The sequence below is a fragment of the Streptomyces sp. NPDC054786 genome (assembly GCF_053611685.1).
In genome coordinates this window covers 1-26,221 of the sequence record NZ_JBSHAW010000073.1, presented here as the reverse complement: position 1 = coordinate 26,221, position 26,221 = coordinate 1, and the positions used below count along the sequence as shown (strand labels likewise).

At 71.5% G+C, this 26,221-nt stretch carries 26 protein-coding genes and 1 tRNA gene; 10 read left to right on the top strand and 17 right to left on the bottom strand.

The annotated features are described in order from the left end of the window. Window positions 1-74 precede the first annotated feature (74 nt). Window positions 75-148: transfer RNA gene (locus ACWGI6_RS36720), tRNA-Pro, on the bottom strand. Window positions 149-311: 163 nt separating this feature from the next. On the opposite strand from ACWGI6_RS36720, the gene ACWGI6_RS36715 reads away from it, so the two are divergent. Then, window positions 312-605 (top strand): YiaA/YiaB family inner membrane protein, encoded by a 294-nt coding sequence (locus ACWGI6_RS36715; protein WP_030078864.1) that lies wholly within the window; start codon window positions 312-314, stop codon window positions 603-605. A gap of 150 nt (window positions 606-755) precedes the next feature. Here the strand turns inward: ACWGI6_RS36715 and ACWGI6_RS36710 are convergent, their stop codons facing one another. Further along, window positions 756-1,679: an alpha/beta fold hydrolase gene (locus ACWGI6_RS36710; RefSeq protein ID WP_453271520.1), complete on the bottom strand. Its 924-nt coding sequence runs from the start codon at window positions 1,677-1,679 to the stop codon at window positions 756-758. A 181-nt stretch (window positions 1,680-1,860) separates the two neighbouring features. Here ACWGI6_RS36710 and ACWGI6_RS36705 point away from each other — a divergent pair, with 181 nt between their 5' ends. Both ACWGI6_RS36705 and ACWGI6_RS36700 read left to right on the top strand, forming a co-directional pair. Further along, window positions 1,861-5,076: an amidohydrolase family protein gene (locus tag ACWGI6_RS36705; RefSeq protein WP_453271519.1), complete on the top strand. Its 3,216-nt coding sequence runs from the start codon at window positions 1,861-1,863 to the stop codon at window positions 5,074-5,076. 299 nt (window positions 5,077-5,375) lie between these two features. Then, the gene (locus ACWGI6_RS36700; RefSeq protein WP_453271518.1) at window positions 5,376-6,698 is read left to right on the top strand and encodes an acyl-CoA dehydrogenase family protein; all 1,323 of its coding nucleotides are present in this window, start codon (window positions 5,376-5,378) and stop codon (window positions 6,696-6,698) included. A gap of 130 nt (window positions 6,699-6,828) precedes the next feature. Here the strand turns inward: ACWGI6_RS36700 and ACWGI6_RS36695 are convergent, their stop codons facing one another. From ACWGI6_RS36695 to ACWGI6_RS36670, 6 genes are all read right to left on the bottom strand, one after another. Continuing rightward, window positions 6,829-7,431, bottom strand: a complete 603-nt coding sequence (locus ACWGI6_RS36695) for a GAF domain-containing protein (protein WP_393907872.1) — start codon at window positions 7,429-7,431, stop codon at window positions 6,829-6,831. Beyond that, a complete protein-coding gene (locus tag ACWGI6_RS36690) occupies window positions 7,428-8,048 on the bottom strand; it encodes a GTP-binding protein (RefSeq protein WP_393907871.1) in 621 nt (206 codons plus the stop codon). Before ACWGI6_RS36690 ends, ACWGI6_RS36695 begins: the two co-directional genes overlap by 4 nt. Then, window positions 8,026-8,424 carry a DUF742 domain-containing protein gene (locus tag ACWGI6_RS36685; RefSeq protein ID WP_393907870.1) on the bottom strand — a complete coding sequence of 133 codons (399 nt, stop codon included), beginning with the start codon at window positions 8,422-8,424 and terminating at the stop codon, window positions 8,026-8,028. The genes ACWGI6_RS36690 and ACWGI6_RS36685 overlap by 23 nt, the downstream gene beginning before the upstream one ends. 2 nt (window positions 8,425-8,426) lie before the next feature. Next, entirely contained in the window at window positions 8,427-8,876 is a 450-nt protein-coding gene (locus ACWGI6_RS36680) for a roadblock/LC7 domain-containing protein (protein WP_453271517.1), read from the bottom strand. Then, window positions 8,866-10,941: an ATP-binding protein gene (locus ACWGI6_RS36675; RefSeq protein WP_453271516.1), complete on the bottom strand. Its 2,076-nt coding sequence runs from the start codon at window positions 10,939-10,941 to the stop codon at window positions 8,866-8,868. The genes ACWGI6_RS36680 and ACWGI6_RS36675 overlap by 11 nt, the downstream gene beginning before the upstream one ends. Window positions 10,942-11,326: 385 nt before the next feature. Then, complete coding sequence (locus ACWGI6_RS36670) at window positions 11,327-12,265, bottom strand: GlxA family transcriptional regulator (RefSeq protein ID WP_453271515.1); 939 nt, start codon at window positions 12,263-12,265, stop codon at window positions 11,327-11,329. Between the two features lie 229 nt (window positions 12,266-12,494). Between ACWGI6_RS36670 and ACWGI6_RS36665 the strand changes: the two genes are divergently transcribed. From ACWGI6_RS36665 to ACWGI6_RS36650, 4 genes are read left to right on the top strand one after another with little or no spacing between them, the layout of a single operon-like run. Beyond that, window positions 12,495-13,178: a DJ-1/PfpI family protein gene (locus ACWGI6_RS36665; protein WP_453271514.1), complete on the top strand. Its 684-nt coding sequence runs from the start codon at window positions 12,495-12,497 to the stop codon at window positions 13,176-13,178. 20 nt (window positions 13,179-13,198) lie between these two features. Continuing rightward, on the top strand, window positions 13,199-13,348 hold the full coding sequence (locus tag ACWGI6_RS36660) for a hypothetical protein (protein WP_453271521.1): 150 nt from the start codon (window positions 13,199-13,201) through the stop codon (window positions 13,346-13,348). Window positions 13,349-13,365: 17 nt separating this feature from the next. Beyond that, entirely contained in the window at window positions 13,366-13,848 is a 483-nt protein-coding gene (locus ACWGI6_RS36655; RefSeq protein ID WP_453271513.1) for a DUF2269 family protein, read from the top strand. A 2-nt stretch (window positions 13,849-13,850) separates the two neighbouring features. Next, entirely contained in the window at window positions 13,851-14,129 is a 279-nt protein-coding gene (locus ACWGI6_RS36650) for a DUF3817 domain-containing protein (protein ID WP_453271512.1), read from the top strand. A 185-nt stretch (window positions 14,130-14,314) separates the two neighbouring features. Here ACWGI6_RS36650 and ACWGI6_RS36645 read toward each other — a convergent pair whose 3' ends face one another. Then, a complete protein-coding gene (locus tag ACWGI6_RS36645) occupies window positions 14,315-15,490 on the bottom strand; it encodes an MBL fold metallo-hydrolase (protein WP_453271511.1) in 1,176 nt (391 codons plus the stop codon). Window positions 15,491-15,888: 398 nt separating this feature from the next. Continuing rightward, window positions 15,889-17,295 (bottom strand): NAD(P)/FAD-dependent oxidoreductase, encoded by a 1,407-nt coding sequence (locus ACWGI6_RS36640; RefSeq protein WP_453271510.1) that lies wholly within the window; start codon window positions 17,293-17,295, stop codon window positions 15,889-15,891. 429 nt (window positions 17,296-17,724) lie between these two features. Between ACWGI6_RS36640 and ACWGI6_RS36635 the strand changes: the two genes are divergently transcribed. Continuing rightward, on the top strand, window positions 17,725-18,738 hold the full coding sequence (locus ACWGI6_RS36635) for a carbohydrate kinase family protein (RefSeq protein ID WP_453271509.1): 1,014 nt from the start codon (window positions 17,725-17,727) through the stop codon (window positions 18,736-18,738). 30 nt (window positions 18,739-18,768) lie between these two features. Here the strand turns inward: ACWGI6_RS36635 and ACWGI6_RS36630 are convergent, their stop codons facing one another. Genes ACWGI6_RS36630 through ACWGI6_RS36620 form a run of 3 tightly spaced genes read right to left on the bottom strand, consistent with a single transcriptional unit; the run spans window position 18,769 to window position 20,819 of the window. After that, complete coding sequence (locus ACWGI6_RS36630; protein ID WP_453271508.1) at window positions 18,769-19,674, bottom strand: SAM-dependent methyltransferase; 906 nt, start codon at window positions 19,672-19,674, stop codon at window positions 18,769-18,771. Continuing rightward, window positions 19,671-19,949, bottom strand: a complete 279-nt coding sequence (locus ACWGI6_RS36625; protein WP_086718198.1) for a DUF397 domain-containing protein — start codon at window positions 19,947-19,949, stop codon at window positions 19,671-19,673. The genes ACWGI6_RS36630 and ACWGI6_RS36625 overlap by 4 nt, the downstream gene beginning before the upstream one ends. Before the next feature lie 3 nt (window positions 19,950-19,952). Continuing rightward, window positions 19,953-20,819, bottom strand: coding sequence for a helix-turn-helix domain-containing protein (locus tag ACWGI6_RS36620; protein ID WP_393907859.1), 867 nt, complete (start codon window positions 20,817-20,819; stop codon window positions 19,953-19,955). 137 nt (window positions 20,820-20,956) lie between these two features. Between ACWGI6_RS36620 and ACWGI6_RS36615 the strand changes: the two genes are divergently transcribed. Further along, window positions 20,957-21,418: an ATP-binding protein gene (locus ACWGI6_RS36615; protein ID WP_453271507.1), complete on the top strand. Its 462-nt coding sequence runs from the start codon at window positions 20,957-20,959 to the stop codon at window positions 21,416-21,418. Between the two features lie 68 nt (window positions 21,419-21,486). Here the strand turns inward: ACWGI6_RS36615 and ACWGI6_RS36610 are convergent, their stop codons facing one another. Beyond that, complete coding sequence (locus ACWGI6_RS36610; protein ID WP_453271506.1) at window positions 21,487-22,287, bottom strand: SGNH/GDSL hydrolase family protein; 801 nt, start codon at window positions 22,285-22,287, stop codon at window positions 21,487-21,489. A 251-nt stretch (window positions 22,288-22,538) separates the two neighbouring features. On the opposite strand from ACWGI6_RS36610, the gene ACWGI6_RS36605 reads away from it, so the two are divergent. Further along, window positions 22,539-23,348 (top strand): tyrosine-protein phosphatase, encoded by an 810-nt coding sequence (locus tag ACWGI6_RS36605; protein WP_453271505.1) that lies wholly within the window; start codon window positions 22,539-22,541, stop codon window positions 23,346-23,348. Between the two features lie 15 nt (window positions 23,349-23,363). On the opposite strand, the gene ACWGI6_RS36600 is transcribed toward ACWGI6_RS36605, so the two are convergent. From ACWGI6_RS36600 to ACWGI6_RS36590, 3 genes are read right to left on the bottom strand one after another with little or no spacing between them, the layout of a single operon-like run. Beyond that, entirely contained in the window at window positions 23,364-24,527 is a 1,164-nt protein-coding gene (locus ACWGI6_RS36600; RefSeq protein WP_453271504.1) for a serpin family protein, read from the bottom strand. A 19-nt stretch (window positions 24,528-24,546) separates the two neighbouring features. Continuing rightward, complete coding sequence (locus ACWGI6_RS36595) at window positions 24,547-25,929, bottom strand: aspartate aminotransferase family protein (protein ID WP_453271503.1); 1,383 nt, start codon at window positions 25,927-25,929, stop codon at window positions 24,547-24,549. Beyond that, entirely contained in the window at window positions 25,926-26,075 is a 150-nt protein-coding gene (locus ACWGI6_RS36590) for a hypothetical protein (protein WP_453271502.1), read from the bottom strand. Before ACWGI6_RS36590 ends, ACWGI6_RS36595 begins: the two co-directional genes overlap by 4 nt. Window positions 26,076-26,221 lie beyond the last annotated feature (146 nt).

The window sequence follows — 26,221 nt, the reverse complement described above, 5'->3', positions numbered from 1 at the left end:
GGTCGAGGTGGCCACGCATGCAAAAAGGCCGCTCCGAAATTCGGAAACGGCCTCCGACCTGCAGAAAAAACAAGTCGGGACGACAGGATTTGAACCTGCGACCCCTTGACCCCCAGTCAAGTGCGCTACCAAGCTGCGCCACGTCCCGTTGCCCGTTCCGGCCGGGAAATCCCGGGCCGACCGCGCACGAGAACAATACCGCATGTCAGAGGGTGGGTGCTGCCATATTCCGCATCGGCCCGCGTACGGCCGACGCAGAGATGAGTACCCGTACTCATGCACCGCCGCCACCGTGCCGCCACGCTACGCGCATGACTACTCCATCGATTCAGCGGCCGACGACCACGGCCTTCTTCGTGCAGGCCGCGATCTCCTTCGGGCTGTCGCTGGCGGCGCTGGTGATCGGGATCATCAAACTGCCGGTGGGGCCGTGGGAGCGCGGGTTCCTCGCCATCGGTCTGGTCTTCGTGGTGTCCTCCGCGTTCACGCTGGCCAAGTGCATCCGTGACCGCCAGGAGGTCGAGGAGGTGACGAACCGGGTGGACAAGGCCCGGATCGACAAGATCCTCATCGAGCAGGACGTCTTCAAGCCGGGACAGGTCTGACCTCGGCGCCCCGGCCGCGGATCTCCGGCTCCGCGGCCACGCGACGACCGTGCGGCCCTTCGGCGACGCCACGCTGCGCGCCACGGCCGGGGCCACGGACGCCGCGGACGTGGTGATGGTCTGACCGCTCGCCCCGAAGCGCGCGCCGGTTCAGACGTGCTTGTCGAGCCAGGCCAGCAGGTCGTCCTGGACCTCGTCGCGGTTGGTCTCGTTGAGGATCTCGTGGCGGGCGTCCGGGTAGGCCCGCCAGGTCAGATCGCGGGTGCCCTGATAGCGGAAGTCCTCCAGGAGTTCATGGATCAGGGTCATCCCCTGATGGCAGGGGTCCTGGTCGCCGACGGCGATGTGGACGGGCAGTCCGCGCGGGATGCGGGCGAGATTGTCCGGGTCGTTGATCTTTCGGATGGCGCGTACCCAGTCGGCGGCGAGACCGGCGGAGAACGGGAAGCCGCAGTCCTCGTCGGCGGCGTAGGCGTCCACCTCGGCGGCGTCGCGGGAGAGCCATTCGTAGCCGGTGCGGTGGGGGAAAGCGTCGTTGAAGGAGCTGAAGTTGCGCGGGATGAAGCCTGAGAGCGCGCTGCGGCCGTGCTCGGCGATCTCCTGGTCCAGCTCGGCGATGGCGCCGTCGATGTCCAGGCCTGGCAGGGTGCGGAAGGCGCCGGTGAGGATGAGTCCGGCGAGGTCGGCGCCGTACTCCTGGGCGTAGTCGCGGGCCAGCATCGCGCCCATGCTGTGGCCGAGCAGCACCAGCGGGACGCCGGGGTGGGCGGCGGCCGCATGGTTGCCGATGCCCTTGAGGTCGCTGACGATCGCCCGCCAGGCGTCCTCGCCGACCACACCTCGGCCGCCGGTGGAGGCGGCGGTGGCACCGTGGCCGCGGTGGTCGGAGGCGAGGACGCCATAGCCGTGGCCGGTCAGGAAGCGGGCGAAGCGGTCGTAGCGCCGGCCGTGTTCGGCGGCACCGTGCGCGATCTGGACGAGGGCGCGCGGGTGACCGGACTCCGGGAGCCAGGTGTAGGCGGCGATACGGGCACCGTCCGGGGCCTGGTGGAAGTCCTGCTGCATGGCCTGCATGGCGTCGTCTCCTGACTGCCGGGGCGGTGGCTGACGAGTCGTCGGCGCCCACTCTTCCGCGTGGGGCGGCGGTGCGCCATGGGGCGCGCGTGGCGTAGTTGCCCCGGTCCCCGGACGGCGTGACACGATCAGCCGGTTCTTTGCCGACCATGTGCCGCAACCCCCCTTCGCAGGAGGAACGTTGGACACCACGGACCGTTTCGAGGACCGTTTCGAGGACTTCCCTCATCACCCCACGCCGCTGTCCCGCCGCAGATTTCTGCAGGGCACCGCCTCTGCCGCCGCCGCGGCGGGGCTGGCCGGTGTCACGGCTCCCACCGCATTAGCGCAGGACGCCGCTGCGAGCGGCGCCACCCTGTCCTTCACGGCCGCCACCAATGGCGCGGCCTCCCTCTCCCCGGCCGGTGACCGGTTGGTCGCCGAGGTCCAGAACGTGCTGTGGTCACTGCCGCGGGCCGGCGGCGACGCGGTGGCCCTGACCCCGCCCGACCTGGAGGCCACCCGTCCGGTGTACTCCCCCGACGGCCGCCGGATCGCCGTCTGCGCCTACCGGGGAGGCAATTTCCACCTCTGGACGCTCGCCGCCGACGGCTCCGGTCTCCAGCAGCTGACCGACGGCCCGTGGGACGACCGCGGTCCCGCCTGGTCGCCCGACGGCACCCGGATCGCCTTCGCCTCGGAGCGGGGCGGGGATGCGGTGACCGGCAGCCCGTACCGGATCTGGGTGCTGGAGGTGAAGACCCGGCAGCTGACCCGGGTGACCGGGCTGCCCGGTCAGGACGGCCCCCATCAGGATGCCGCCTGGGAGGACTTCGACCCCTGCTGGTCGCCGGACGGCTCGCGGATCGTGTTCGTACGCGGGCAGGTGGCGGGCGCGGCGCTGGTCTCCCGTACCGTCGCCTCCGTACCGGCCGACGGCCGGGGCTCGGTGCGCACCGAGCACACCGAAACGGCGACCGCGCAGGTGATGGTGCCGGCGCTGTCCCCCACGGGGCGGCTCGCCTATCTGCGGACCACGGACTATCCGGGCCCCACCTGCACGCTGGTGGTGGACGGGGTGCGGGTCGCGGTCGACGGCGATGTGGAGCCGGTGCCGCCGCGCTGGGTCTCGCGGGACGAGCTGCTGCTGACGGTCGGCGGGCAGTTCCGGATCGTCCGGGCCAATGCCCCGCAGCGTGCCGAGACCATCCCGTTCACCGCGCGGCTGCCGCTGGACCGCCCCCACTACCGCGTCAAGGACTACGGCTTCGAACGGACGGCGGCGGGCCCGGTGCGCGGGGTACATCTGCCCGCGCTCTCGCCCGACGGCCGCAAGGTCGCCTTCGCCGCACTCAACTCCCTCTGGCTGGCGCCCACTTCGGGCGACGGCACGCCACGCAGGATCGTCCGGGCCGATGCCACCCGTTACGTCCTGGCGCCGAGCTGGTCCCGCGACGGGCGTGCGCTGCTCTATGCGGACGACCGCGACGGGCTGTTCGCGGTGCGGCGCCACGATATCGCCTCCGGCGAGGAGACGGTGCTGGCCACCGGCGGCCGGGTGCAGCCCGCACTGTCACCGGACGGCGGACGGCTGGCCGCGCTGGACATGTCCGGAAACCTCCTCGTACGGACGCTGTCCGACGGCACGGAGAAGGTGCTGGCCGCGCCGATGGGCGCCGGCGGGCTGCCCGGCCGCCCCAGCTGGTCGCCGGACGGGCGCTATTTGGCGTACTGCGACCGCAATCGCCTCAACCGCCGCTTCCGCGAGGGCTACAACGTCATCAGGATCGTCGACGCCGAGACCGGAAAGGACCGGCTGTACCCGGTCGCCGAGCATGTCTCGGTCGCCGACCGCTATGACTCCGGGCCCGTGTGGTCACCCGACGGGCACTGGCTGGCCGTGATCGCCGAGTCCGCGCTGTGGGTGCTGCCGGTGCGGCCCGACGGTACGCCGGACGGTGCGCCGCGGCAGCTGACGGAGGAGAGCGCCGACCATCCGTCGTGGTCCGGGGACTCCGGCACGCTGCTGTACCTCTCGGCCGGGAAGCTGCGGCTGACCGGGGTGTCCGGCGGCGCGGCACGGACCGTCCCGCTGTCCCTCGGGCACCGCCCCTCGCGCGCCCGGGACACCGTGGTCCACGCGGGCCGGTTCTGGGACGGCACCGGCGACGAAGTGCGGGAGGACGTCGATGTGGTGGTGCGGGACGGGCGGATCACGGCCGTGGAAGCGCACCGCCCGTCCCGGCCCGGCGCGGCCCGGCGGGTGGACGCCTCCGGCCAGACCGTGCTGCCCGGCCTGTGGGACGCGCATACCCACCCGTGGCAGACGACCTACGGCGGGCGGCAGACCGCGCTGCAGCTCGCCTACGGCATCACCACCGCGGTCTCCTGCGGGGGCTTCTCCTATGAACAGGCCCGCATCCGGGAGGCCGTGGCGGCCGGTGTGCTCGCCGGGCCGCGCCTGCTGACCTGCGGAGAGCTGCTGGACGGCGGGCGGGTCGCGTACAGCATGGGGCGGGCGCACCGCACCCGTGCGGGGCTGCGCCGCTCACTGGAGCGCGGCGCGGCCCTCGACTGGGACTTCGTCAAAACCTACGTACGGGCGCCGGGCTGGGTGATGGAGGAGGCCGCGCGCTTCGCCCACCAGCGGCTCGGGGTCCGGTCCGGCAGCCATCTGCTCACGCCGGGCATTCAGCTGGGCCAGGATCTGACGACACATCTGCAAGCAACCCAGCGACTGGAGTTCGGCCATGCCGTCAGCGGCTCCGGGCGCGCCTACCAGGACGTCGAGGAGGTCTACACCGGCTCCGATTTCCACCTCCTCGCCACTCCGTTCTCGGCCGCCGCGCTGCTCGGTGACGATCCGGCGCTGGCGGACGATGTGCGGGTGGCCCGGCTGATGCCGCCCTGGGACACCGCGGTCGTACGGGAGAACGCCGGGCATCGCCCCACCCCGGCGCAGCTGGCCGACATCGAGACCGAGGTCGGCTTCTACCGGCGGGTGCTGGACGGCGGCGGACTGGTCGCGCTGGGCACGGACCAGCCGCTGGCGCCGGTGGGGCTGGGCCTGCACCTGTGCCTGCGGGCGCTGCACCGCGGCGGTCTCAGTGTGAGCCGGACGCTGCGCACCGCGACCGCACTGCCCGCCCGGGTGTTCGGCGCGGAACGGGATCTGGGGACGCTGGAGGTCGGCAAGCTCGGCGATATGACGCTGGTGGACGGCGATCCGTTCCAGGACTTCGACTCCCTGGTGCGGACCTCCGCGGTGCTGCGCGGTGGACGGCTCTTCGCACAGCGGCAGTTGACCGACTCCTTCCCGGCGCCCGCCACCACCCGCTCCCTGCGGCCGACCGGCACCGACTGGCTGGAGGTGGGCCGGCAGCAGCGTCGCGAGTCCTGCTGCGACGTCTCGCACTGACGCGCCCCAACCCGCCGTGGCGGGGCGGGAGGCGTGGGGTGGCGCGGTTCCGGGGCCTTCGGAACCGCGCCATCCGCATTCCGGAACTGGGGGTGGTGCGCAGATGCTCCGCGCTTCAACTCTTCACTTAAATGCACCCAGTTGATGTTTTATGCGCCCTGCAGTAGGTATGCCAACGGGTATTGCACGGGGTAAGCGAAAGATCACTTTCCGGAACGTTCGCTGTGGGCGGCACCGCCGGTGCCGCCCAGGGGCGAGATGCGACCAGCACGGGGGAGATCGCGAAGGAGGGGCTCGTCTTGCATCGCTACTTCACCGACCAGCGGCATGAGGTACTCCGGCACCAGGTGCGGGAGTTCGCCGAGAGGGAGGTCCGCCCCAGGGTGGCGGAGATGGAGGCGAACCGTTCCGTTTGCCATGACCTCTCGCGCCTGATCGCGCGGCAGGGCTGGATAGGCGCGACCGTGCACCGCGCATACGGCGGGATGGGCGCCGGGCATGTCGCCAAGACCCTGATCATCGAGGAGATCTCCCGGGTGAGCGCCGCGATGGGCGCCATGGTGCAGGCGTCGCAGCTGGGCGTCGCGAAGATCGTCCACTTCGGCAACGAGGAGCAGAAGAAGACCTGGCTGCCGGCCATAGCCTCCGGCGAGTGCCTGCCGACCATCGCGGTCACCGAACCGCAGTCCGGCGGCCATGTGCTGGGCATGACCTCCACCGCGGTCCGCGACGGCGACGAGTACCTCCTCAACGGCCGGAAGATCTATGTCGGCAACAGCCATGTCGGCGATCTGCACGGCGTGGTCGTCCGCACCGGCGAGGGCTCCAAGGGCCTGTCGGCGTTTCTCGTCGAGTCCGACAGACCCGGCTTCCGGGTCGGGCCGCAGCAGCCCGCGATGGGGCTGCACGGCTTCAGCTTCGGCGAGCTGTTCTTCGACAACTGCCGCATCCCGGCGGCAAATCTGCTGGGCCGTGAGGGCGACGGGCTGTCGGTCGCGTACTCCTCCAGCGTGCTGTACGGGCGGCCGAATCTGACCGCCGTATCGCTGGGCATCCATCAGGCGGTGCTGGAAGAAACCACGGCGTTCTGCGCCCAGCGGCAGCGCTACGGCAAACCGCTGGCGGACCTCGGCAACATCAAGCTCAAGCTGGGACGCATCCAGTCCCGGCTGCTGCTGTCCCGGCTGTCCGCGTACCACGCGGTGCATCTGCTGGACCAGGGGCTGCCGTGCGACGCGGAGCTGATGAACGCCAAGCTGGTCAATGTGGAGTCGGCGCTGGAGTCGGCGCGTGACGCGATGGACATCCATGCCGCGTGCGGGCTGTTCACCGACCGGCCGGTGGAGCGCTTCCTGCGGGACGCCCACCACATCTTCGCGCCGGCCGGCACCTCCGACATCCAGCTGCTGCGCCTGGGCGAATTGGCCCTGGGGCGGGCGCAGGGCGAGTGGTCCAGCAGGCTCGCCGAGCTGCTGCGGCTGGAGCCCTCGGAGTGGCCGGAGGAGGGCGACGCCCCCGCGGACGGCCCGGCGCCCGGACGGAGCCAGGACGCCACCGCCACGGTCCCGGGCCAGCGCACCGGTCCGGTCCGCCAGCGCTCATGGTTCGCCCGCCCCAGATGAGCGACAGGCTCCGGCCCGGGGCTCGCGGTCATCGGCCCGGAGCCGATGCCGCGGCCCCGGGCCGGCCGTCCGGCTCCAGGGCCGTCCGCGCCGGGCACCGGGGCCGGGTTCCGGACCAGGGGAAGCTGCCTCAGACGTCGCTCTGCTGTTTCTCCATGCGATGGATCTGCTCGACGAGTTCGGCGGCCATCGCTTTGATGGTCTCCAGCCCCTCCCGCCCCCAGGGGCGCGGTTCGAGGTCCACGACACAGACGGTGCCCAGCGCCATCCCCGTACGGTCGATCAGCGGCGCACCGAGGTAGGAGCGGATACCGATCTCGTCCACGACGGGGTTGCCGGCGAACCGCGGATAGTCGCAGACGTCCTCCAGCACCAGGGCTTTCCGGCGGACGATGACATGCGGGCAGTACCCGTGGTCGCGGTCCATCACCCGGCCCGGCTGAGCGCTGGCGGGCGCCGGTCCCAGCTCGACGGCCTGGTCCTGGGCGGGCGTGTAGAGACCGGCGAAGTACTGCCGTCGCTCGTCGATGAAGTTGACCATCGAGTACGGCGCCCTGGTGGTCCGGGCGAGCTTGCGCGCGAACTCGTCGAACGCGGGCAGCGGGGATTCGCCGATACCCAGGGCGCGCAGCCGGGCGACCCGCGCCGGGGCCTCGTCGTCCTGCGGGGTGAGCAGCAGATGGCGCGTGGGGTCGTAGGAGATGTACGGGACACGGGAGGCGGGGTGGTTCATGGCAGCTCCGGGGTCGCGGCGAGGGCGGGGGTGAGCAGATGCTGGACGAGCGATACCAGGACTTGGGTGGCCGAGCTGCACTGGCGGGCGTCGCAGAGCACGACGGGGACGTCCGGGGAGATGTCCATGGCGGTGCGGACCTCGTCCGGCTCGTAGTGAAAGGAACCGTCGAACTCGTTGACCGCGACGATGAATTGGATACCCCGCCGCTCGAAGAAGTCCACGGCGCCGAAGCACTGGTCCAGGCGCCGGGTGTCGGCGAGGATCACCGCGCCGAGCGCCCCGTTGGACAGCTCGTCCCACATGAACCAGAAGCGCTGCTGCCCCGGCGTCCCGAAGAGATAGAGGATATGCGCGGGGCTGAGCGTGATCCGGCCGAAGTCCATGGCGACGGTGGTGGTGTCCTTGTTCTCGACGCCCGCCAGATCGTCCGTCCCGACGCTGATCTGGGTGAGGAGCTCTTCCGTACTGAGCGGCTCGATCTCGCTCACCGCGCCGACAAAGGTCGTCTTGCCGACCCCGAAGCCCCCCGCGACCAGGATTTTGAGCGCGGTGGGGAAGAGGTCCGTCGAGGGGTCCCCCTGGGTGTGGGGGTCACAGTCGTTTGCGAAGTCCATTCAGCACCGCCTCCAGCAGGGCTCGGTCGGTACGGGACGCGGCCCCTGCCGAAACGGCCGCGGGGGCCCGCGCGGTGAGCGCCCCGCAGTCGACGAGGTCGGCGAGGAGCACTTTGGTGACCACGGCGGGCAGCCTTATGTGGGCGGCGATCTCGGCCACGGAGACCGGCCCGCAGCACAGCCCCAGCACCTGGGCGTAGTCGGGGCCCTGGCAGGAGACGGGCCGTCGGCCGGTGGCCATCACCATGGTCAGCAGGTCGAAGTGCGCCGTCGGACGGGTCCGGCCGTTGCTGACGGTGTACGGGCGGACCAGCCGGCCCGCCGCGTCGTCGTACCACGGTTCGCCGCCCTGCCGCCGTCGGCGACGCACGGTCATGGTCAACGACCGCCCGCGGGCGTCTGTTGGCGCGCGGGGGTGGACAGATACGGCCGGACGCTCTTGACCAGCATCGACATCTCGTAGCCCAGCACCGCCACATCGGCCTCGCGGGCGGCGAGCACGGCGAGGCACGCGCCCGATCCGGCCGTGGAGACGAACAGGAAGGTGGACTCCAGCTCGACCACGACCTGCAGGACGTCGTCGCCCTCCCCGAAGCGCACACCGGCGCTGCGGGCGAGGGAGTAGAGGCCGGAGGACAGGGCGGCCATGTGGTCGGCGCTGTCCGGGTCGAAGCCATGGGCAGCCTTGACCAGGCCGTCCGAGGACAGCAGCAGCGCGCTCCGGGCGTGCGGCACCCGCTGGACGAGCCCGGTCAGCAGCCAGGACAGATCGGTGTGCTGGCCTCCCTGCAGCTGCGAATGCGCCTGCGCACGCACATCACTCACCATGGTTGCGGTCGTCTCCTCGGGGGCGGGCCATCGGGGCATCGTGGTCACGGTCGTAGAGCAGGTCGTTGCCGACCGGGCTGCTGGTGTCGCCGCCCTGGGCCGGGGTGCTGCCGTTACCGCCGGCGGTGTCGCCGGCGTAGATGTCGTCGGCGAGGCTGAAGCCGCGCCGGAAGGCCGCCATCAGGCCGGGATCGTGTTCGGGCTCCGGCCCCGTGCGGGGTGTCGTGGACGGCAGGACGGGGTCGCCGCGCAGCTCGGGCACGAGATGCGTCTGCTTCCGCCGCCGGGGCAGCCGTGGGCGGGCGCTGTTGTCCACGGCCGGCGGCGCGGGCGGGAGCACGACCGGGCCGGGGTCGGCCGGGGCGGCATCAGGGAGGTACGGCTCGGGCATCTGCGCGTCGGGCATCTGGACTTCAGGGGTGTGGGCGCCCGATGCGCGGACCAGCCGACGCCGAGCGGCGCCGGAATCGGGATCGGTGTCCGCGGGGACGGGCAGCGGGGCCGGGACCGAGGCCGTACGGTCGCCGTAGCCGCGCGGGGCCATGTCCAGCGCGTGATCGGGGGCCGGAGCAGGGCGGGGGATGGCCACGGTCTGCCGGCCGGGGTCATGGCGGTCGTGCCGCTCCCTGTGGTCGTGCGGTCCGTGGCGGTCGTGAGACCCATGGCCGCCGTCACGGTCGTGGACGAAGCCGCCGTCGTATCCCCCGTCGTGCTCGCGTGCCGGGTCGTTGTCCGGTGATCCGGCGCGCGGCGTATCCGCTTCGCCCGAGTCCCCGTCGGCCGCATCCTCGCCGAGCAGCTCCTGGGGCACGATCAGCACGGCCTGCACGCCGCCGTAGATGTTGCTCTGCAGCCGGACCACGATGCCGTGCCGCCGGGCGAGCGAGGAGACCACGAACAGTCCGATCCGGCCGTCGCTCAACAGCTCGGCGACGTCGATATGTTCGGGGTCGGCCAGCAGGGCGTTCATCCGCGACTGCTCGTCCGCCGACATGCCCAGTCCGCGGTCCTCGACCTCGACCGCGAGACCGGCGGTGACGAGCTGGGCCCGCAGCAGTACCGAGGTCTGCGGGGCGGAGTAGATCGAAGCGTTCTCGACGAGTTCGGCGAGCAGGTGGATGACGTCGGCGACGGCATGTCCGCGCAGGGTGCCCTCGATCGGCGGCACCAGCTTGATCCTCGGGTACTGCTCGACCTCGGCGATCGAGGAGCGCAGCACCTCGGTCATGGACACCGGGCGGCTCCACTGGCGGCGCGAGATGGCGCCGCCGAGCACGGCGAGGTTCTCGGCGTGCCGGCGGATCCGGGTGGCCAGGTGGTCGACGTGGAACAGGCCCTTGAGCAGGTCCGGGTCCTCGACCTGGTTCTCCAGCTCGTCCAGCAGCTCGATCTCCCGGTGCACCAGGGACTGCAGACGACGGGCGAGGTTCACGAAGACCTCGACCTTCTGCTCGCTGCCGCTGGCGTTGCTGCGGGCGATGGCGACCGCGTCGATCACGGCGCACTCGGCTGCCCGGCCCGCGGCGGCCACCTCGTGGGCGAGCAGATCGAGCGTGTCACCGGTGGGCACGAGGCCCTGTTCGGGCTCGCGACGCTGGATCCATTCGCCCTGCCGGACGCGGTCCAGCAGGTCATACAGGTCGGACTGGCTGCGGGCGCAGACCTGGCGCAGCCGGGCGTAACGGGTGACGGCCGCGCGGGCCTCGGCGTTGGCGGCGGCGCTCGCGGTGAGCACGATGACGCAGACCAGGGCGAGACCACCGCACAGCACCACCCACTCACGACCGGTGAGCCGGGCGCCGCCCGCCTGCACGACGAAGGCGGCGACGGCCGTGCAGAGCACGGCGACGAGGAGACAGGGGACGGCGGCGAGCCTGACCAGACGGGCCCGTATCGCCGAGTCGGCGGCCGACTCGGGGAACGAGGCCCGGCCGTGTCGTCCGCCCTCACGCTCTCGCCGCCGGGCGGAAGCAGGGACGGGGGCGACCCCCGGGGAACCCAAGGGCCCTGGGGATCTCTGAGCCTCCTGGGACGTCTGAGTCCCCTGGGGGAATGCGGTAGGCATCGGCGCCCTCCGGATCGGCCGTTGGCAGTTCGCGGAGCACGCACGCTAGTTGTTGCACGGGTGGGGTTCGGACCCACTTCGGGGTTTCGCTACCCCTCGCCACCTCCCTGAGTGGGCGCCACGCGTACGTCAGTACGAAGCAATACGAACTACCGTTCAAGGAAGGCGAGTTGAGGAATCCAGCGGAACCTCTTTCGAAGCTCGCGGGCGGCGCTCGCGGACCTGACGCACGCCGGGGCGTTCGGCCGCCCCGGCACGAGCGCGGCAGGACAACGGCGCACCACCACGGCTCGCCCACCACCGCTCCACGACCTGCCGGCCGACGGGCGGGCGCGGCTTGCCCGGCGGGGCCGCGGTCGGCCCTCGCGCCGGTACGCCGGGGCGCTCAGCGGAAGGTGCGGCGGTAGGTCTGGGGGCTGACGCCGGTGGTGCGTTTGAAGCGGTCGCGGAAGGCGGTGGATGAGCCGAAGCCGACCTGGGCGCCGATGCGTTCGACCGAGTGCGTGGTGGTTTCGAGCAGATGCTGCGCCTGGCGGACACGGGCGCGCTGCAGCCACTGGAGCGGCGTGGTGCCGGTCTGTTCGCGAAAGCGGCGCATCAGGGTCCGGGTACTGGTGTCCGCCCGGACGGCGATGTCGGCCAGGGTGAGATCGCGGGCCAGGTTGTCCTGCAGCCAGGTGAGCAGTGGTTCGAGCGTGGAACCGCGGGGTGTGGACGGAAAGGGCTGGACGATGAACTGGGCCTGTCCGCCCTCTCGTTCCAGGGGCATGACGGACAATCTGGCGGCGTCGGCGGCGACGGCCGAGCCGTAGTCGCGGCGGATCAGATACAGACACAGGTCGAGCCCGGCGGCGGCGCCCGCGGAGGTGAGGATCTGGCCGTTGTCGACGTAGAGGACCTCGGGGTCGACCTCGATGTCCGGGTGGGCGGCGGCCAGCATGCCGGCCGCCGCCCAGTGGGTGGTGGCGCGCATCCCGTCGAGCAGTCCGGAAGCGGCCAGCGGGAAGGTGCCCGAGCAGATGGAGGCGATACGGGTGCCGTTGGCGGCGGCCGCGTGCAGCGCGTCGTGGACGGCGGGCGGGAGCGGGGCGGCCGGGTCGGCGGTGCCGGGGACGATGACGGTGTCCGCGTCCGTCAGCCCCGCCAGTCCCCATGGCGCCCGCAGAGTGAACGCACCCGCATCGACCTCCGGCCGCTCGGCGCAGACGCGGACCTGGTAGCCGGGACGGCCGTCCGGCAGGCGCGTGCGGGTGAAGACCTCGATTGGGGTGGAGAGATCGAAGGGGATCACCTTGTCGAGAGCGAGGACGGCGACGGTATGCATGGCCATAAGTTACCCACTCGCCGAGATCCCGCCATGCCTTACCAGCTCCAGCGGGTGGTCACCGTAAGCGGGTGAGAGAACATTCTTCCTGCTCCATTGTCTTCTGAACGGCTTGGCGGGATCCCGTTGACTGTTGTCGGTAATGCCACTGGGACGCGCGGGCAGGTCGGATTAGCTTCGGTGGTGAGCCCGGTACGGACCCGGTCGCCTCCGCCCCGAAGGAACACCCATGCACGCTCAGATCGTCCTGTTCGACGGCTTCGATCCGCTCGATGTCATCGCCCCCTATGAGGTCCTGCACGCCGGAGGTGCCGCCTCCGGCGGCGCGGTGAGCGTGGAGCTGGTCTCCGCCGAAGGGCCGCGTGAAGTGGCCAGCGGGACAGGCGAGTTGGCGCTACGGGCCACGGCCGGCCTCGATCCGGAGCGGGCCGACCTCATCGTGGTGCCCGGCGCCTCGGGCCGCGCCGGGGAGCCGGGAGAGGTGCCCGACGAGGACACCGGCGACCGGACACCGGAGGACTCCATCCCCGTACTGCTGGGCCGCACGCTGCAGACGGGCCTGCCTTCCCTGCTGAAGGCCGCCATGGACCGGCCCGGACTGACGGTCGGCGCGGTGTGCGGCGGCTCGCTCGTCCTGGCCATGGCCGGGCTTCTGGAGGGACGCCATGCGACGACCCATCACCTGGGCCTGGACCTGCTGGACGCCACGGGTGTGCATGCGGTGCGGGCCCGCGTGGTCGACGACGGCGATCTGGTCACCGGCGCCGGCGTGACGTCCGGCCTGGACCTGGGCCTCTACCTGCTGGAGCGCGAGGTGGGACCCAAGGTCGCCCACGCCGTCGAGGAGCTGTTCGCCCATGAGCGCCGTGGCGTCGTCTGGCGCGACCGGGGACCGACGCCGACGACTCCGTGAGCCCACTCGGACCTTTCAACTTGCTGCATATTCAAGGGAGTTGGAGCACCAAGCCGCTGCGCCTGAACCTCTCCTTCGCCGTGACCGTCGACGGCGACACCCTGTCCGGCACCTCCCGGGCCGGCCGTCTGCCCGCCTCCAAGGTCACCGGCCGACACCGCACCAGCTGAACCGAGGACCACACACCGTGACAAAGCTCTTCCTTGCGCTGCACGTCCTGGCCGCCCTCCTCACCGTGGGGCCGGTCACCGTCGCCGCCAGTATGTTTCCCCGGACCCTGCGCCGTGCTCAGACGGATCCGCAGGACGTCGCCGCCCGCAGCGGCCTGCACACCTTGCACCGCATCTGCCGGGTATACGCCGCCATCGGTGTCGCCGTGCCCGTTCTGGGGTTCGCCACCGCCGGCAGTCTCGGCGTCCTGCGCAGCGCCTGGCTGATCGCTTCCCTCGCCCTCACCGCGGGCGCCGCCGCGATCCTGGCGCTGCTCGTCCTGCCCCGCCAGGACAGCGCACTCGACGCGGTCGAGGCCGCGGCGAACCACCCCGGCTCCCTGATTCCCGATCAACGCGCCGCCCCCGGGCTGGCGATGCTCACCGGCCTGTTCAACCTGCTGTGGGCGACCGTCACCGTCCTGATGATCATCAGGCCCGGCTCCACCACGGGAGCGTGAGCATGCGCGCACGCCCTCTGTGGCCGGCCGCCCCCATCGAACTCGTTTCACTGATCGTGCTGCTGGCCAACCTCGCCACCGTCCACCTCAAACCCCTCTCCGCCCTGATGGGGCCGCTCCACGGCTGCGCCTACCTGTTCGTCGTGATCGCGGCATGGCGTCATGACGGCGCCGACAGCACGGCGAAGGCGGCTGCCGTCATCCCCGGCATCGGCGGGCTCCTCGCACGCCGCCGGATCGACCGCACGAGGAGTCCGGCCCTCCGGCGCGGTCTCCCGTAGATGCGTCACCGCGCCATCGGGACAGCGGGACGGCCACCGCAAGTCGGGCCGCTGGGCCACCGGTTCGCGGGTGTGCTGTCCGGAGAGTGCGCGGAGCCGGGCCCGGCCGAAGCGGTGCCCGGCGTACGGGCTCCGGGGCCATCAAGGCCTGCGGCACACGCCGGAGGCCGTCGTCCCCTACGGCCTCACCGGTCCGCGACGAGGTCCACGTCGGAGGGGGAAACCGCCGGCGGCCATACCGGCCATCCTTGGGCGGGAGGCACCGCAATCGCCCTCCACCACGGATAGACGGCCGGGGGATCGGCGGGCTCGAACGGCTCGCCCGGCCGGGGGTGGGCGCTGGTGACCCCGGCCTTCCGGGCAGCGGTCAGGGTCCACTCGGCGGGCTCCGCCCACGGGTGCGGTGCGAGGTTGAACGTGCCCCAGTGGATCGGCACCAGCACGCCGTCGGGCTCTCCGCCCTGGAGGTCGAGGTGGGACTGAACCCCCTGCTCGGGGTCCATGTGGATGTCCGGCCAGAAGTCGCTGTACGCGCCGATCTGGATCATCGTCGCATCGAACGGGCCGTGCGCCGCGCCGATCTCCGTGAAGCCGGGGAAGTAGCCGGTGTCGCCGCTGTGGAAGATCCGGTGGTCGGGGCCCGCGACCACCCAGGAGGCCCACAGGGTGTGCTGCGGGCCGCGCAGACCGCGGCCGCAGAAGTGCTGGGCGGGGGTGGCCGTGAGGGTCAGTGCGCCGACGCGGGTGGACTCGTGCCAGTCGAGCTCGGTGATCCGCTCCGCTGGCACGCCCCAGAATTCCAGGGTGGCACCGACGCCGAGCGGCACGACGAAGGCCGCGCCGGTGCCGGTCAGGCCCTGGACCGTCGGCAGGTCGAGATGGTCGTAGTGGTCGTGGGAGATCACCACTACATCGACCGGCTCCAGCTCGTCCAGCGCGATGGGCACCGGGTGCAACCGCTTGGGTCCGGCCCAGGTGAACGGCGAACAGCGCTCGCCCCAGACCGGGTCGAAGAGCACCCGCTGCCCGTCCACCTCGGCCAGCACGCTCGAATGACCCATCCAGGTGAGCCGCAGCCCGGAGGCCGGCGGCTCCGTCCCGTCCGCGGCGGTCGGACGGTACACCGGAATCCGGCCGACCGGCGCCCGGCGCCGCCGCCCCTCCCGACTCAGCTGGGTACGCATCATCGGCAGCGCGGAGCCGTGGAGCAGCTGCCTGGTCGCCGCCGGATTGCGGAACTGGCCGTCCACGAACTGCGGCGACCTGCGTATCCTGGCCAGCCGCTCCCCGGTGGGCACGGCGCCGAAGGCCGCGGGACGCAGCGCGGAAAGTCGAGTGCGACGAGGTCTGGAACCGGTCACGGCACCTCCATGGTCGGGGCAGTCGCGAAGAGAACGGGCCGCGTGAGCGGCGGGTTCCGGTACGCCGCGCCACACGGCGCCGCCGTACGGTTTCCGCACCACGACACCCGGACTCTCCACACCATCACCCGCAGACACAAACGGCGCGACCGGCCGTGACATTCCGGGGACGGGTGTGACCTTTCCCCGGGGGCTGTGGCAGGCCCCTCCCGGTCCGGCAACCCGGACGCGTCCGTTGGAGCGGGCCGCGGAGGCGCTCCCCCGCGGGCGGCCGAGTGCCGGGGCGGCGGCTCACGGGCGCGGGCGTCGGGCGTGCCGGCCCGGTGCACGCGCGGTGTGCCGTCCCGCGGGCGCGCGGCGGCCACCGGAGCGCGGACGCAGCCCGTTCCCCGGCGGGCTCAGACCCCTTCGACGACCGCGGGCGGGCTGGGGAGGCCGGGGCGGCGGGGCAGAAAGACCGTACGCAGGAAGATCTGCGGGGCGAAGAGACGGGCGGGCGGCGCGGTGAGGCAGAAGACGTCCCGGAAGGCCGCCCCGACGACGGGGTCGATGGCGGCACGGGCGGCGAGCCGGTCGATGTACCACGTGGTCAGCCGCTCCCCGAGACCCGCCTTGGTGTCGTCGGGGTTCGCGTAAGGGCGGTCCGCGCCGACCGCGACGAGCCAGGCGGGTTCCGCGGCGCGAGCCACCGCCCGCTGTGCCTCGGCGGTGACCCCGGGGCGCAGACCGCCGCCGTCGGCGAGCGTGGTGCGCACGGCCAGCGCGCCGAGTGCGGCGACCGACATGCCCTGCCCGTATACGGGGTTGAAGGTGCAGCCGGCGTCCCCCAGGACGAGGAACCCCTCGGGGAGGGCGCCGGGCCGCTCGTAGTGGCGGCGGCGGTTGCAGGTATCGCGGAAGCCGTGCACCGGCGAGAGCGGCTCGGCCCGGCCGAGCAGTTCATGGACGTACGGGTCGCCGATGGTGGCGGCGAAGGCGGTGAACTCCGCCGCGTCCATCGGCGGGTGGTGTCCCCGCACACCGGACAGCGTCAGCAGCCACTTGCCGTCCTCGACCGGCACATACGCGGCGCCACGCGGGCACCCCGGCCAGCCGGGCACATTGACGCCCGCGTCGGGCGCGGTGGCCGGGTCCTTGGGCCGGTACATCCGGGTGGCGTAGGCCAGCCCCGCGTCCACGGTCTCTTCCTGCGGCGCGGGGCGGCCCAGTTCGGCGTACCACTGGGGCGTGCGGGAAGTGCGGCCCGAGGCGTCCACCACGAGCGCGGCCGTCAGCTCCCGCTCGGGCCGCCCGCCCGGCTCGCCGCCCCGCGGCCGGACCCGTACCCCGGTCACCCGGCCGGCGTCCCCGGTCAGCCCGATGGCCTCGGTCGCCTCCAGGACCTCCACCCGGGTGGCCGAGCCGGCGACGGCCCGCAGCACCTGCTCCCGTACGACCGTGTCCAGCACCGGACGGGTGACGCTCAGCGTGAGATGCCGGCGCTCGTCGAAGCGGCGCTGCCAGCCCGTAGGGGTGCGGGTGAGCAGATCGCGCGGCAGATACAGGCTGCGTGCGCCCGCCTCGCTGAGCGCGGCGACCGTGCCCGGCAGCAGTTCCTCCAGTGCGCGCCGGCCACCGCTGAGCAGGATGTGCAGATGACGGGCCTGCGGTACGCCCTTACGGAAGGCGTGCCCCTCCGGGTAGCGGTCGCGCTCGACGACGGTGATGGTGTCGACCTGTCCGACCAGGGCGGTGACGGCCAGCATCCCGGCCAGCCCGCCGCCGATCACGATCGCGGTGCGCCCGCCATCGGAGTGCTCTGCCATGTCCGCCTCGCTCCCCCGCCGGCCCGTCCGACCGCCGACGACCCGTTCATTCCTGTCCCCGGGCCCGCTCGCCATATCGGGGGCCGTACGCCATGCCAGGTTTCCGCCCGTCGTCCGCGGAACCTGATCACTGACGGCCCTCAGGCTTCAGTGCCTTCACAGGCCGTGTCAACGGCCCTTTCCGTCAACCGATTCGGGGCGGAACACCGGCGCTCCCGGCCGGCCGCGCTTCCTCGCCCGTCCCTCACCGGCCACGGATCAACGACGCCGGCTTCTTATGCGTCCTTTGCTCCCTCGCGTCACCGGAGTCCCTGACATCCCGTGATGAGCCGGGCGTGCGTCTAGACTCCCGGCAGCGGACGCACGTCGTCCGCAAACGGTTCCACCAGCAAGGGATTCGTCTCATCAGCAAGGGATTCAGGGACGCTTGTGACATTCCAGCAGGTTTCTGAGCCGTATGACTCCTATGACGTGCTCGTCGTCGGCGGGTCGGGCGTGGACACCATCGTGTCGGTCGGCGCGCTGCCCGTACCGCTCGCCGACTCCTACGCGGTCCCGCCGCTTCACGAAGGGGCGGGTCACACCGGCACCGGCGTCGCGCTCGGCTGCGCGGCACTCGGGCTCACCACGGGATTCGTGGACTTCCTCGGCGACGACCATCCGGGCAGTCTGGTCCGTGAGCGACTGGCCGGTACGGGCGTCGACTTCCGGCCGCTGATCTCGCCGCACGGCACCCGGCGTGCGGTCAACCTCGTAGCCTCCGACGGCCGTCGGATGTCGTTCTACGACGGCCGTGACCCGCTCGATCTGCGGATGCCGCCCGAGCACTACCTCCCGCCGCTGCGGCGCGCCCGGCACGTCCATCTGTCGATCATGCACTTCGCGCGTTTTCTGTACGACGACATCGAGGCCCTGGGCCTCCCCGTCTCCACGGATCTGCACGACTGGGACGGGCTGACGGACCATCACCGGGAGTTCGCGCTCCGCTCGGACCTGGTGTTTCTCAGTACGGCCGGGGCGGGGGAACGGATCGGCTCCGTCATGCGGGAGATCCTGCACGAGGGACGCGCCGAGGCAGTGATCGCGACGGCCGGGGCGGGCGGCGCCTACCTCCTCAGCGCCGACGACCGCACCCCACGCCTGGTGCCGGCCGCGGTCCCGCCCGGCCCCGTCGTGGACAGCAACGGCGCGGGCGACGCCTTCACCTGCGGCTTCCTCTACGGCCGGATGGCGGGCCGGGACCTTGAGGAGTGCGCGCGCCTGGGCGCCGTCGCGGGGGCGTATGCGTGCACCTCCCCGGGCACCCACACCCGCCTCGCCACACCGGGAGATCTGCGCCCGGCGCGCACCACGACGGCGCCGGCCACCGCCACCGCACCACCCGGTGACGGGCAGCGGCTTCCGGGTCCGCCGGACGCCCGGGTCTCCCGCGCAGGCGCGTAGGCCTCCGGCCGGGCCGGCGGGCCCGGCCGGTCAGCCCTTGCGGCCCACCCCGCCGTAGAAAATGGTGTTGTTGAGATCCTCCGCGCTCGGCACCGCCCCGTCCGGCCGCCACAGCGGTGCCCGTACCACGCCCGGCTCCAGCAGGGTGAACGGTCCGAAGAGCGGCTCGATCTCGGCCTTCGACCGCAGGTTGAGGGTGGCGGTGGCGCTCTTGTAGACGTTCACGACGCCGTCGCGCGCCTGCTCGTCCGTGCGGCCCCCCTCATAGGCTTCATAGGGCTCGCCGGTCGCATGCGACAGGACGAGATGGCTGCCCGCGGGGAGCCCCTCGGCGAGGGCCGCGATGAGTCCGGCGGGATCCTCGTCGTCCTGGATGAAGTGGAGTACGGCAACCAGCAGCAGCGCCACCGGCCGGTCGAAGTCGATCAGTTCCCGGACGGTGGGGTGGTCCAGCACCGCCCTGGGGTCGCGGACATCGCCGAGCACGAATCCGGTGCGTTCGGTGTTGGTCAGCCGGGCCCCGGCGTGGGTGGCGACGATCGGGTCGTTGTCGACGTACACGACACGGGTGTCGGGAGCGGTCTCCCGGGCCACCTCATGGGTGTTCGGCGAGGTGGGGATGCCGGTGCCGATGTCGATGATCTGGCGGATGCCGCCGGTGACCAGTTCGCGCACCGCCCGCCGCAGAAAAGCGCGGTTGGCGCGGGCGCTGAGCCGTACCTGGGGGTGGACCTCGATGACGCGCTCCGCGGCCACCCGGTCGACCTCGTAGTTGTCCCAGCCGCCGAGGTAGTAGTCGTACATCCGGGCCGGGTGCGGCCGGCTGGTGTCGATCTCCTCGACCGAGAAGCCCGAGTGCTCCGGCCCCTGGATGTACGGTCCGACCTCTGGGACCTCGCCGTCCGGTGCCCCCTCGGATATGTCCTGCCGACTCATGCCGTCCTCCGTTCGGTGCGCCGGCCCGGCGCGGCCGCGAGCAGGAAGTCGGCGTGGCCGGCCTTCGCACCCTCGATGAAACTCACCATTTCGTGGTGGGTGTAGATGAGCGCCGGGCCGTCCGGGTCGGTCGACTGGCGCAGCGCGATCCGGCCGTCGCCCAGCCGCATGGCTTCGACGCACTCGCCGCCGTTTCCGCCGCTCCACGGCTTGTGCCAGCCCTCAGTGCCCAGTTCTTTGGCGGGCATGCCGTTGTAGATGCGTATGCGATCCATGGTTCAGATCTCCTTGCGAAAGCCACCCAGAATGGCCTCGGTGGTATGTGCCGGCGCGGCCTGCGCACACATCCGGTCCAGGGCCTCCAGGAACTGCGAGACGTCGTTGCGCTGGTCGAAGTACACGGCTCCGACGAGGCTTTCCGCGTAGGCGATGTCCGGGAGTTCCGGAATCGGGAAGCGGAAAATGTGGAAGGGGCCGTACATGGCGGGGTGCGGGCCCGCGGCGAAGGGCATGACCTGCAGCCGGACGTTCGGCAGTGCGGTGGCCTCCATCAGCCGGGTGATCTGGTCGCGCATCACCCCGGACCCGCCGATCGGCCGCCGCAGCACGGTCTCGTCCAGGACCACCCACAGCATCGGTGCGTGGTCACGGGTCAGCAGGGACTGCCGCTCCATGCGCAGTGCGACGATGCGGTCGATGTCCGCCGCGGAGGCGTGCGGCATACCGGCCCGCAGGACGGCAGCGGCGTAGTCCTCGGTCTGCAACAGCCCGGGGATGTAATGCGGTTGGTAGGCCCGGATGAGGTTGGCTTCGCTCTCCAGGCTGACGAATGCGCTGAACCACTCGGGAAGGACGTCCCGGAACCGGTGCCACCAGCCGGGTTTGTTGGCCTCGCGGGCGAGGGAGAGAAAGCCCTCGATCTCGTCCTCGTCGGTGACGCCGTAGGTCGCCAACAGCTTCTCGACGTAAGGGAGCTTGAGGCCGACCTCGGCCTTTTCCATGCGTCGTATCGTGGCGTGGGTCACATCAAGGGCCGCGGCGGCCCGTTCGAAGGAGAGTCCCGCTTTCTCGCGCAGGTCCTGCAGTCGCTTGCCGAGCACCACCCGCAGGACGGTCGGCGCACCTGCCGACCGTGGGTCCGCCACGTCCGATCGCCTCCAACTGACATCAGTGTTAAGCAGTGTGTCATGCCGTCAGTAGCACGAACAGACTGCACCTTACGATTCTGCAAATTGCAGAGTGATCCTTGCCATCGGTGACGGTCATCGCACATAGTTACGACGTGGCTTCCTCCAACAACGCTCCTTCGTTAGGGCGCTGTGGCGGCTTTGTCGCCCAGTACCCGCAGGACGCGTTCCACTTGCCGGCGCGACGCACGTCCGTGCCCGAGGCGCGCAGACGCGCCAGTGCGCTGCTGCGCGAGTGGGGCGCGGACCAACAAGTCCTCGACGACGTGGAGTTGGTGGTCTCCGAGCTGTTCACCAACGCGGTACGGCACACCGACAGCGAGAAGATCGGCTGCGAACTCGCCCTCTTCGGGGCGCACATACGCATAGAGGTCACGGACCAGGGCGGCCCGGAGGATTCGGCGCCGCACGTCCAGCCCGGCAGCGTGGACAAGGAGTGCGGTCGAGGGCTCTTCCTCGTCGGCGCGCTGTCCGAAAGCTGGGGATCACGGCCCGCCGACAGCGGTCAGGGCCGGGTCGTCTGGGCGGACCTTCCGTACTCCTCGCTCGCACACTGAGGCCCCGCTCCGCATCGGCGGAAACGGGGCCTCCTGCATGCCTTGGGCCACGGACGGGCCCGGCCGCCCTAGAGCGGCAGCAGATCGGGCCGCTTGGGCTCGACATGGTCACCGGACGACTCCCCGCGCAGCCGGCGCCCGATCCACGGAACGAGATGCTCCCGCGCCCAGTGGATGTTGTCCCGCCGCGCCTCGGCGGCCGAGCGCTCCGCCTCCGGCGGCCACGGCTGGTCCGGGTCGGCCGGCACCCGAAGCCCGAGCACCTGCCCCGCGCGAAGCGCCACCCGGGTGTGCCCGTCGGCGGACAGATGCAGCCGGTCCTTGCTCCACGCCCGTCGGTCCTGCACCGACTTCAGCGACCACAGATCCAGGACCGGGCAGTCGTGCCGGTCCGCGATGGCCCGGACGTGCGCCGTGTACGTGGCGATCTTGCCGCGCAGATGCTTGAGAACGGGGACGCCGCGGGTGTCGAAGCCGGTGCAGAGCAGGACCGCGCCGACCTCCTGCCGCAGATCGGCGACCGCCGCCTCATAGCGCTCGGCGACCGCGTCCGGGTCCGAGCCCGGCCGCAGGATGTCATTGCCGCCGGCACAGAACGTCACAAGGGCGGGGGCGAGCTCCTTCGCCCGGGGCACCTGCTCCTCGACGATCTGGTCCAGGAGTCGCCCCCTGACCGCGAGGTTCGCATAGCGGAAGTCCCCCTCGGCCTGCTGGTCCGAGAGAAGGACCGCCAGCCGGTCCGCCCAACCGATGTACGCCCCGTCAGGGCCGGGATCCCCGACCCCCTCTGTGAAGCTGTCCCCGACGGCTGCGTACGACCCGATGGCGCCGTGAGCGCCGTTACTGAGGTACTTCGAATCGTCTGCCACGTCAGGACATAATTCACCTCAAGAAGTGACCTACGCCACCGTAACCAGGGGTTGACGAGGGGTGATTAATGCCACCAGGTCAAATTCTTGTCAAGTTGGAATAAGGATCGATCACGCCCTGTCCCCGGTGCTTCGTCGCGCATCGTGGTGCGTCCGTTGCGACCTGATTGCCTATTGCACCAATGTCGTATCGTCGGAGGTGCCCCGCCTCGCCGAGGAGCGGCGTCGGCGAACGAACCCGAGGAGCGCCCGTGACGCAGCAGACGCCGCAGGTCCCACAGGCCCAGCCCGAGCTCACGGAGGTCCGCAACTTCCGCGATGTGGGGGGACTGCCGACCGTGGACGGGCGTCGCGTACGGGAGGGACGGCTGTTCCGCAGTGGCCACCTCGCCCACGCGACCGAGGCGGACGCCGCGTTTCTGGCCGGCCTCGGGCTGCACACCATCTTCGACTTCCGCAATGCCTCGGACATCAAGCTGGAAGGACCCGATGTCACGCTGCCCGGCGTGCGCAACGTGAACATCCCGCTCACCGACCCGGCCGACGGCGCGGAATTCTGGGCGATGGTGCGCGACGGTGAGCTGGACCAGCTGCGCTCCTCGCTCGGCGACGGCAAGGCCGCGGCCCGTATGGCCACGACCTACCGCCACATCATCACCACCCGCACCGAAGACCACAGCAGGGTGCTCAATGCGCTCGCCGACGACAGCGTCCCGGCGCTGATGCACTGTGCGGCCGGCAAGGACCGCGCGGGCCTCTCCGTCGCCGTGACCCTGCTCGCGGTCGGTGTGGAGCGGGACGCCATCGAGGCGGACTACCTCAAGTCCAACGATCCCCACCGGCGCTACAAGATCCGTCGCTCCGACAACTCCGCGGTCGGGATGTCGCAGGAGGTCATGGAACTGCTCGCGCCGCTGTTCGGGGCGCACACCGACTACCTCGCGGCCGCCTACGACGCGATCGAGCAGACCTGGGGCTCCACGGAGAAGTACCTCACCGACGGCCTGAAGCTGGCGCCCGCCACCCGCGAGCGGCTGCGTGCCCAGCTGCTGACGGACTGACACCGGACCGCCCGCTCAGGGTTCCGTGACCCACCCCGCGACCAGCACCAGACCCGAGGCCCGGTGGACGGCGAGGAAGCCGAAGGGCCGGTCGTAGCGGGCCGAGACCTGCTGCGCCCGGTACGGCGGGGGCGGTGGCACGGAGCCCATGGGGACGGGCATCACCGTGACCGCGGCCGCCCGGAAGCCCAGCGCCCCGAAGGCCGCGGTCGCCGTCTGACGGGCGTCCGACACCGCGAGCGGCTGCGCGCTCATACCGAGAAAGTGTCCGCGAGAGGGATCGGAGGCGGTGGCGAGCCCGAAGAGGTCCGCCTGCTCCAGCAGGTCGTGCTCGGCATCGACGGTGAACCGCGTGGTGGTGAGGTCGAGGCGCGGGGCACCGTCGTGGCTCGGCACCGTCGTCACCCGCAGCCCCGGCCCGGCGGCATCGCTCAGCGCCGCGCCGGACACTGTCGGACAGGCACCGTCCAGCGCCGCGACACCGTGCCGCAGCACCTCGTTGCCCGGCATGTCCGGCTCGCCGAGCAGCAGATGGACATCCAGTCCGTTGTCACCCGCGACCCGCACCGCGGTCAGCGGACCGGCGGGCGTGCCGTGGACCCGGACCTGCTCCAGATCCGTGCCGGAGCGGCTCAGCGCCGTCAACTCCCGCCCCGCCCACGGCCCTTCGGACGGACGGGCCGGGTACTCCCTGAACGGTTCCACCCAGGTGGTGCGCACCAGCAACGCGCTCGCCAGCACGAGCAGCACGTCGGGGCCGATCCGTACCGGCATCCGCTCGATCAGACCGTCGGTGTGCTGCCGCGCCCAGGCGTCCATCGCGCCCTGGTCCACGGCCGGATCACCGCTGAGCTCGCCGTGCTGACCGTCCGGGAGGCCGGCCAGCCATGCGGGGCGCAGCGCAAGGGCGCGCCGGGCCCACAGCGCCACCGCGGCATCGACGCCGTCCGCCGCCAGCGCGGCCAGCAGCTCGCCGCCTTCGCGTCCGGCGTGCTCCGCGTCGGTGCCGAGGGCTTCGGCGAGCTCCTCGCGGGCGGGACCGGCGGCCGGTCCGGCGAGCAGCGCCAGCAGCGGCCAGACACCGGCCGCGGTCAGGACCGTGCCACGCTCCCCCACCGTTTCGCGCGCCCAGCGGGCCGTCATCTCATTGACGGCCCGCGCCGTCGTCGCGGCGGCCATCGATCCCCCACCTGCGTTGTCAGCGATTGGCGACCGCCTGCTTGACCAGCGTGCGCCCGAAGTCCCACATCAGACCGCCGCCCCCGTGGGCGTCGTCCATGACGGCCGTGAACGCCTCGACGAAACGGTCCACTTCCCGCTCGCCGATGACCAGCGGCGGAATCAGCTTAATGACTTCGAGATGGTCGCCGGAGACCTGGGTCAGGATGCGGTGCCGCTGCAGCAGCGGCACCACGACCATCTGCGCGAACAGCCCCTTGCGGGCCGCCTGCAGCATCGTCCAGCGGCTGCGCAGACCGAGCGACCTGGGGCGGCCGAACTCGATGCCGATCATCAGGCCGCGGCCCCGTACGTCATGCAGCAGCTCGTATTTGTCGACCAGCGCGGCGAGCCGGGAGCGCAGCAGCTCGCCGGTGTCCCGGGCGCCCGCGACGATCTGCTCGTCCTCCATCACCGAGAGCACCGCCAGGCCGGCCGCCATCGCCTGCGCGTTGGCGCCGAAGCTGGCGGAGTGCACCAGCACCCGGTCCATGGACGAGTAGACCTTCTTGAAGATCCAGTCCTTGCCGAGGGTCGCACCGACCGGGACATAGCCACCGGACAGCGCCTTCGCCACACACACCAGATCCGGCTCCACACCGGCCTCGTGCTGATAGGCGAAGAAGTCGCCGGTGCGGCCGAGGCCGGTCTGCACCTCGTCGGCGATCAGCAGGGCCTGGTGCCGGTGCAGCAACTCCTGTGCGGCGCGCAGATATCCGGGCGGGGCCGCGTGGACCCCCTTGCCCTGGATCGGTTCGACCACGAACCCCGCCACGTCGCCGCGCTTCAGCTCCCGCTCCAGCGCGTCCAGATCACCCATCTCGACGGCGGTGTCCGGCAGCAGCGGGGCGAAGCCGTCCCGGAAGCCGTCCTCACCGTTGACGGAGAGCGAGCCGGTGGTCAGGCCGTGGAAGGCATGGGTGCAGTAGAGGATGCGCGGTCTGCCGGTGGCGTAGCGGGCGAACTTCAGGGCGGTCTCGACGGCTTCGGTGCCGCTGTTGCCGAAGAAGACCCGGTCGAGGTGCGGCGCATGGCTCAGCAGTTTCTCGGCGAGCAGGCCGGGCAGCGGCTGGCAGTCGAAGCGGGTGAGATCGGGGAGTTCGGCGTCCAGGACGTCGTGCAGCGCCTTGCGGACGACGGGGTGGTGCCGGCCGAGGCCCATCACCCCGAATCCCGCGAGCATGTCCAGGTAGTCCTGGCCGTCGGCGTCCCAGAAGTAGGCGCCCTCGGCCCGCTCGTAGACCTTGTCGAAGCCGATGGTGTGCAGCATGCGCGGGAGTTGGTGGTTGAGATGGCGGGCGTGCAGTTCGTAGCGTTCGCCGCCGCGCGCGGCGAGCAGTTCGGTCAGATCGAATCCGGTCACGAGTGGCTCTCCTTACGGGCCGGCGCGGCCCTGATCCGCCCGGCGGTCTCGGCCGGGGTGCGGCCGAGGTCGGCCGGCAGCTCACCGCGCTTGGCATGGGCCGGAAACTGCTCGGGGATGCCGAAGGTGCGCAGCGGCACGTCCACGCCGGCGTCCCGCGCCGTCGGCGGTGCGCAGGGTGGCGAGATGGCGTGGCTGCCGGATGTTCTCCAGCATCGGCATGTTCGGCCCCCCTCGACTGGTTCAGCTGACGAAGACCGGTCCGGCCCGGCTCATGCGCGGTGTACGGCCC

What these genes read in the sequence shown, in the direction of transcription:
- ACWGI6_RS36715 (WP_030078864.1), top strand. Translation starts at nt 312, where the DNA reads ATGACTACTCCATCGATTCAGCGGCCGACGACCACGGCCTTCTTCGTG.
- ACWGI6_RS36710 (WP_453271520.1), bottom strand. Translation starts at nt 1,679, where the DNA reads ATGCAGGCCATGCAGCAGGACTTCCACCAGGCCCCGGACGGTGCCCGT.
- ACWGI6_RS36695 (WP_393907872.1), bottom strand. Translation starts at nt 7,431, where the DNA reads ATGAACCACCCCGCCTCCCGTGTCCCGTACATCTCCTACGACCCCACG.
- ACWGI6_RS36690 (WP_393907871.1), bottom strand. Translation starts at nt 8,048, where the DNA reads ATGGACTTCGCAAACGACTGTGACCCCCACACCCAGGGGGACCCCTCG.
- ACWGI6_RS36685 (WP_393907870.1), bottom strand. Translation starts at nt 8,424, where the DNA reads ATGACCGTGCGTCGCCGACGGCGGCAGGGCGGCGAACCGTGGTACGAC.
- ACWGI6_RS36680 (WP_453271517.1), bottom strand. Translation starts at nt 8,876, where the DNA reads ATGGTGAGTGATGTGCGTGCGCAGGCGCATTCGCAGCTGCAGGGAGGC.
- ACWGI6_RS36675 (WP_453271516.1), bottom strand. Translation starts at nt 10,941, where the DNA reads ATGCCTACCGCATTCCCCCAGGGGACTCAGACGTCCCAGGAGGCTCAG.
- ACWGI6_RS36670 (WP_453271515.1), bottom strand. Translation starts at nt 12,265, where the DNA reads ATGCATACCGTCGCCGTCCTCGCTCTCGACAAGGTGATCCCCTTCGAT.
- ACWGI6_RS36665 (WP_453271514.1), top strand. Translation starts at nt 12,495, where the DNA reads ATGCACGCTCAGATCGTCCTGTTCGACGGCTTCGATCCGCTCGATGTC.
- ACWGI6_RS36650 (WP_453271512.1), top strand. Translation starts at nt 13,851, where the DNA reads ATGCGCGCACGCCCTCTGTGGCCGGCCGCCCCCATCGAACTCGTTTCA.
- ACWGI6_RS36640 (WP_453271510.1), bottom strand. Translation starts at nt 17,295, where the DNA reads ATGGCAGAGCACTCCGATGGCGGGCGCACCGCGATCGTGATCGGCGGC.
- ACWGI6_RS36630 (WP_453271508.1), bottom strand. Translation starts at nt 19,674, where the DNA reads ATGAGTCGGCAGGACATATCCGAGGGGGCACCGGACGGCGAGGTCCCA.
- ACWGI6_RS36625 (WP_086718198.1), bottom strand. Translation starts at nt 19,949, where the DNA reads ATGGATCGCATACGCATCTACAACGGCATGCCCGCCAAAGAACTGGGC.
- ACWGI6_RS36600 (WP_453271504.1), bottom strand. Translation starts at nt 24,527, where the DNA reads ATGGCCGCCGCGACGACGGCGCGGGCCGTCAATGAGATGACGGCCCGC.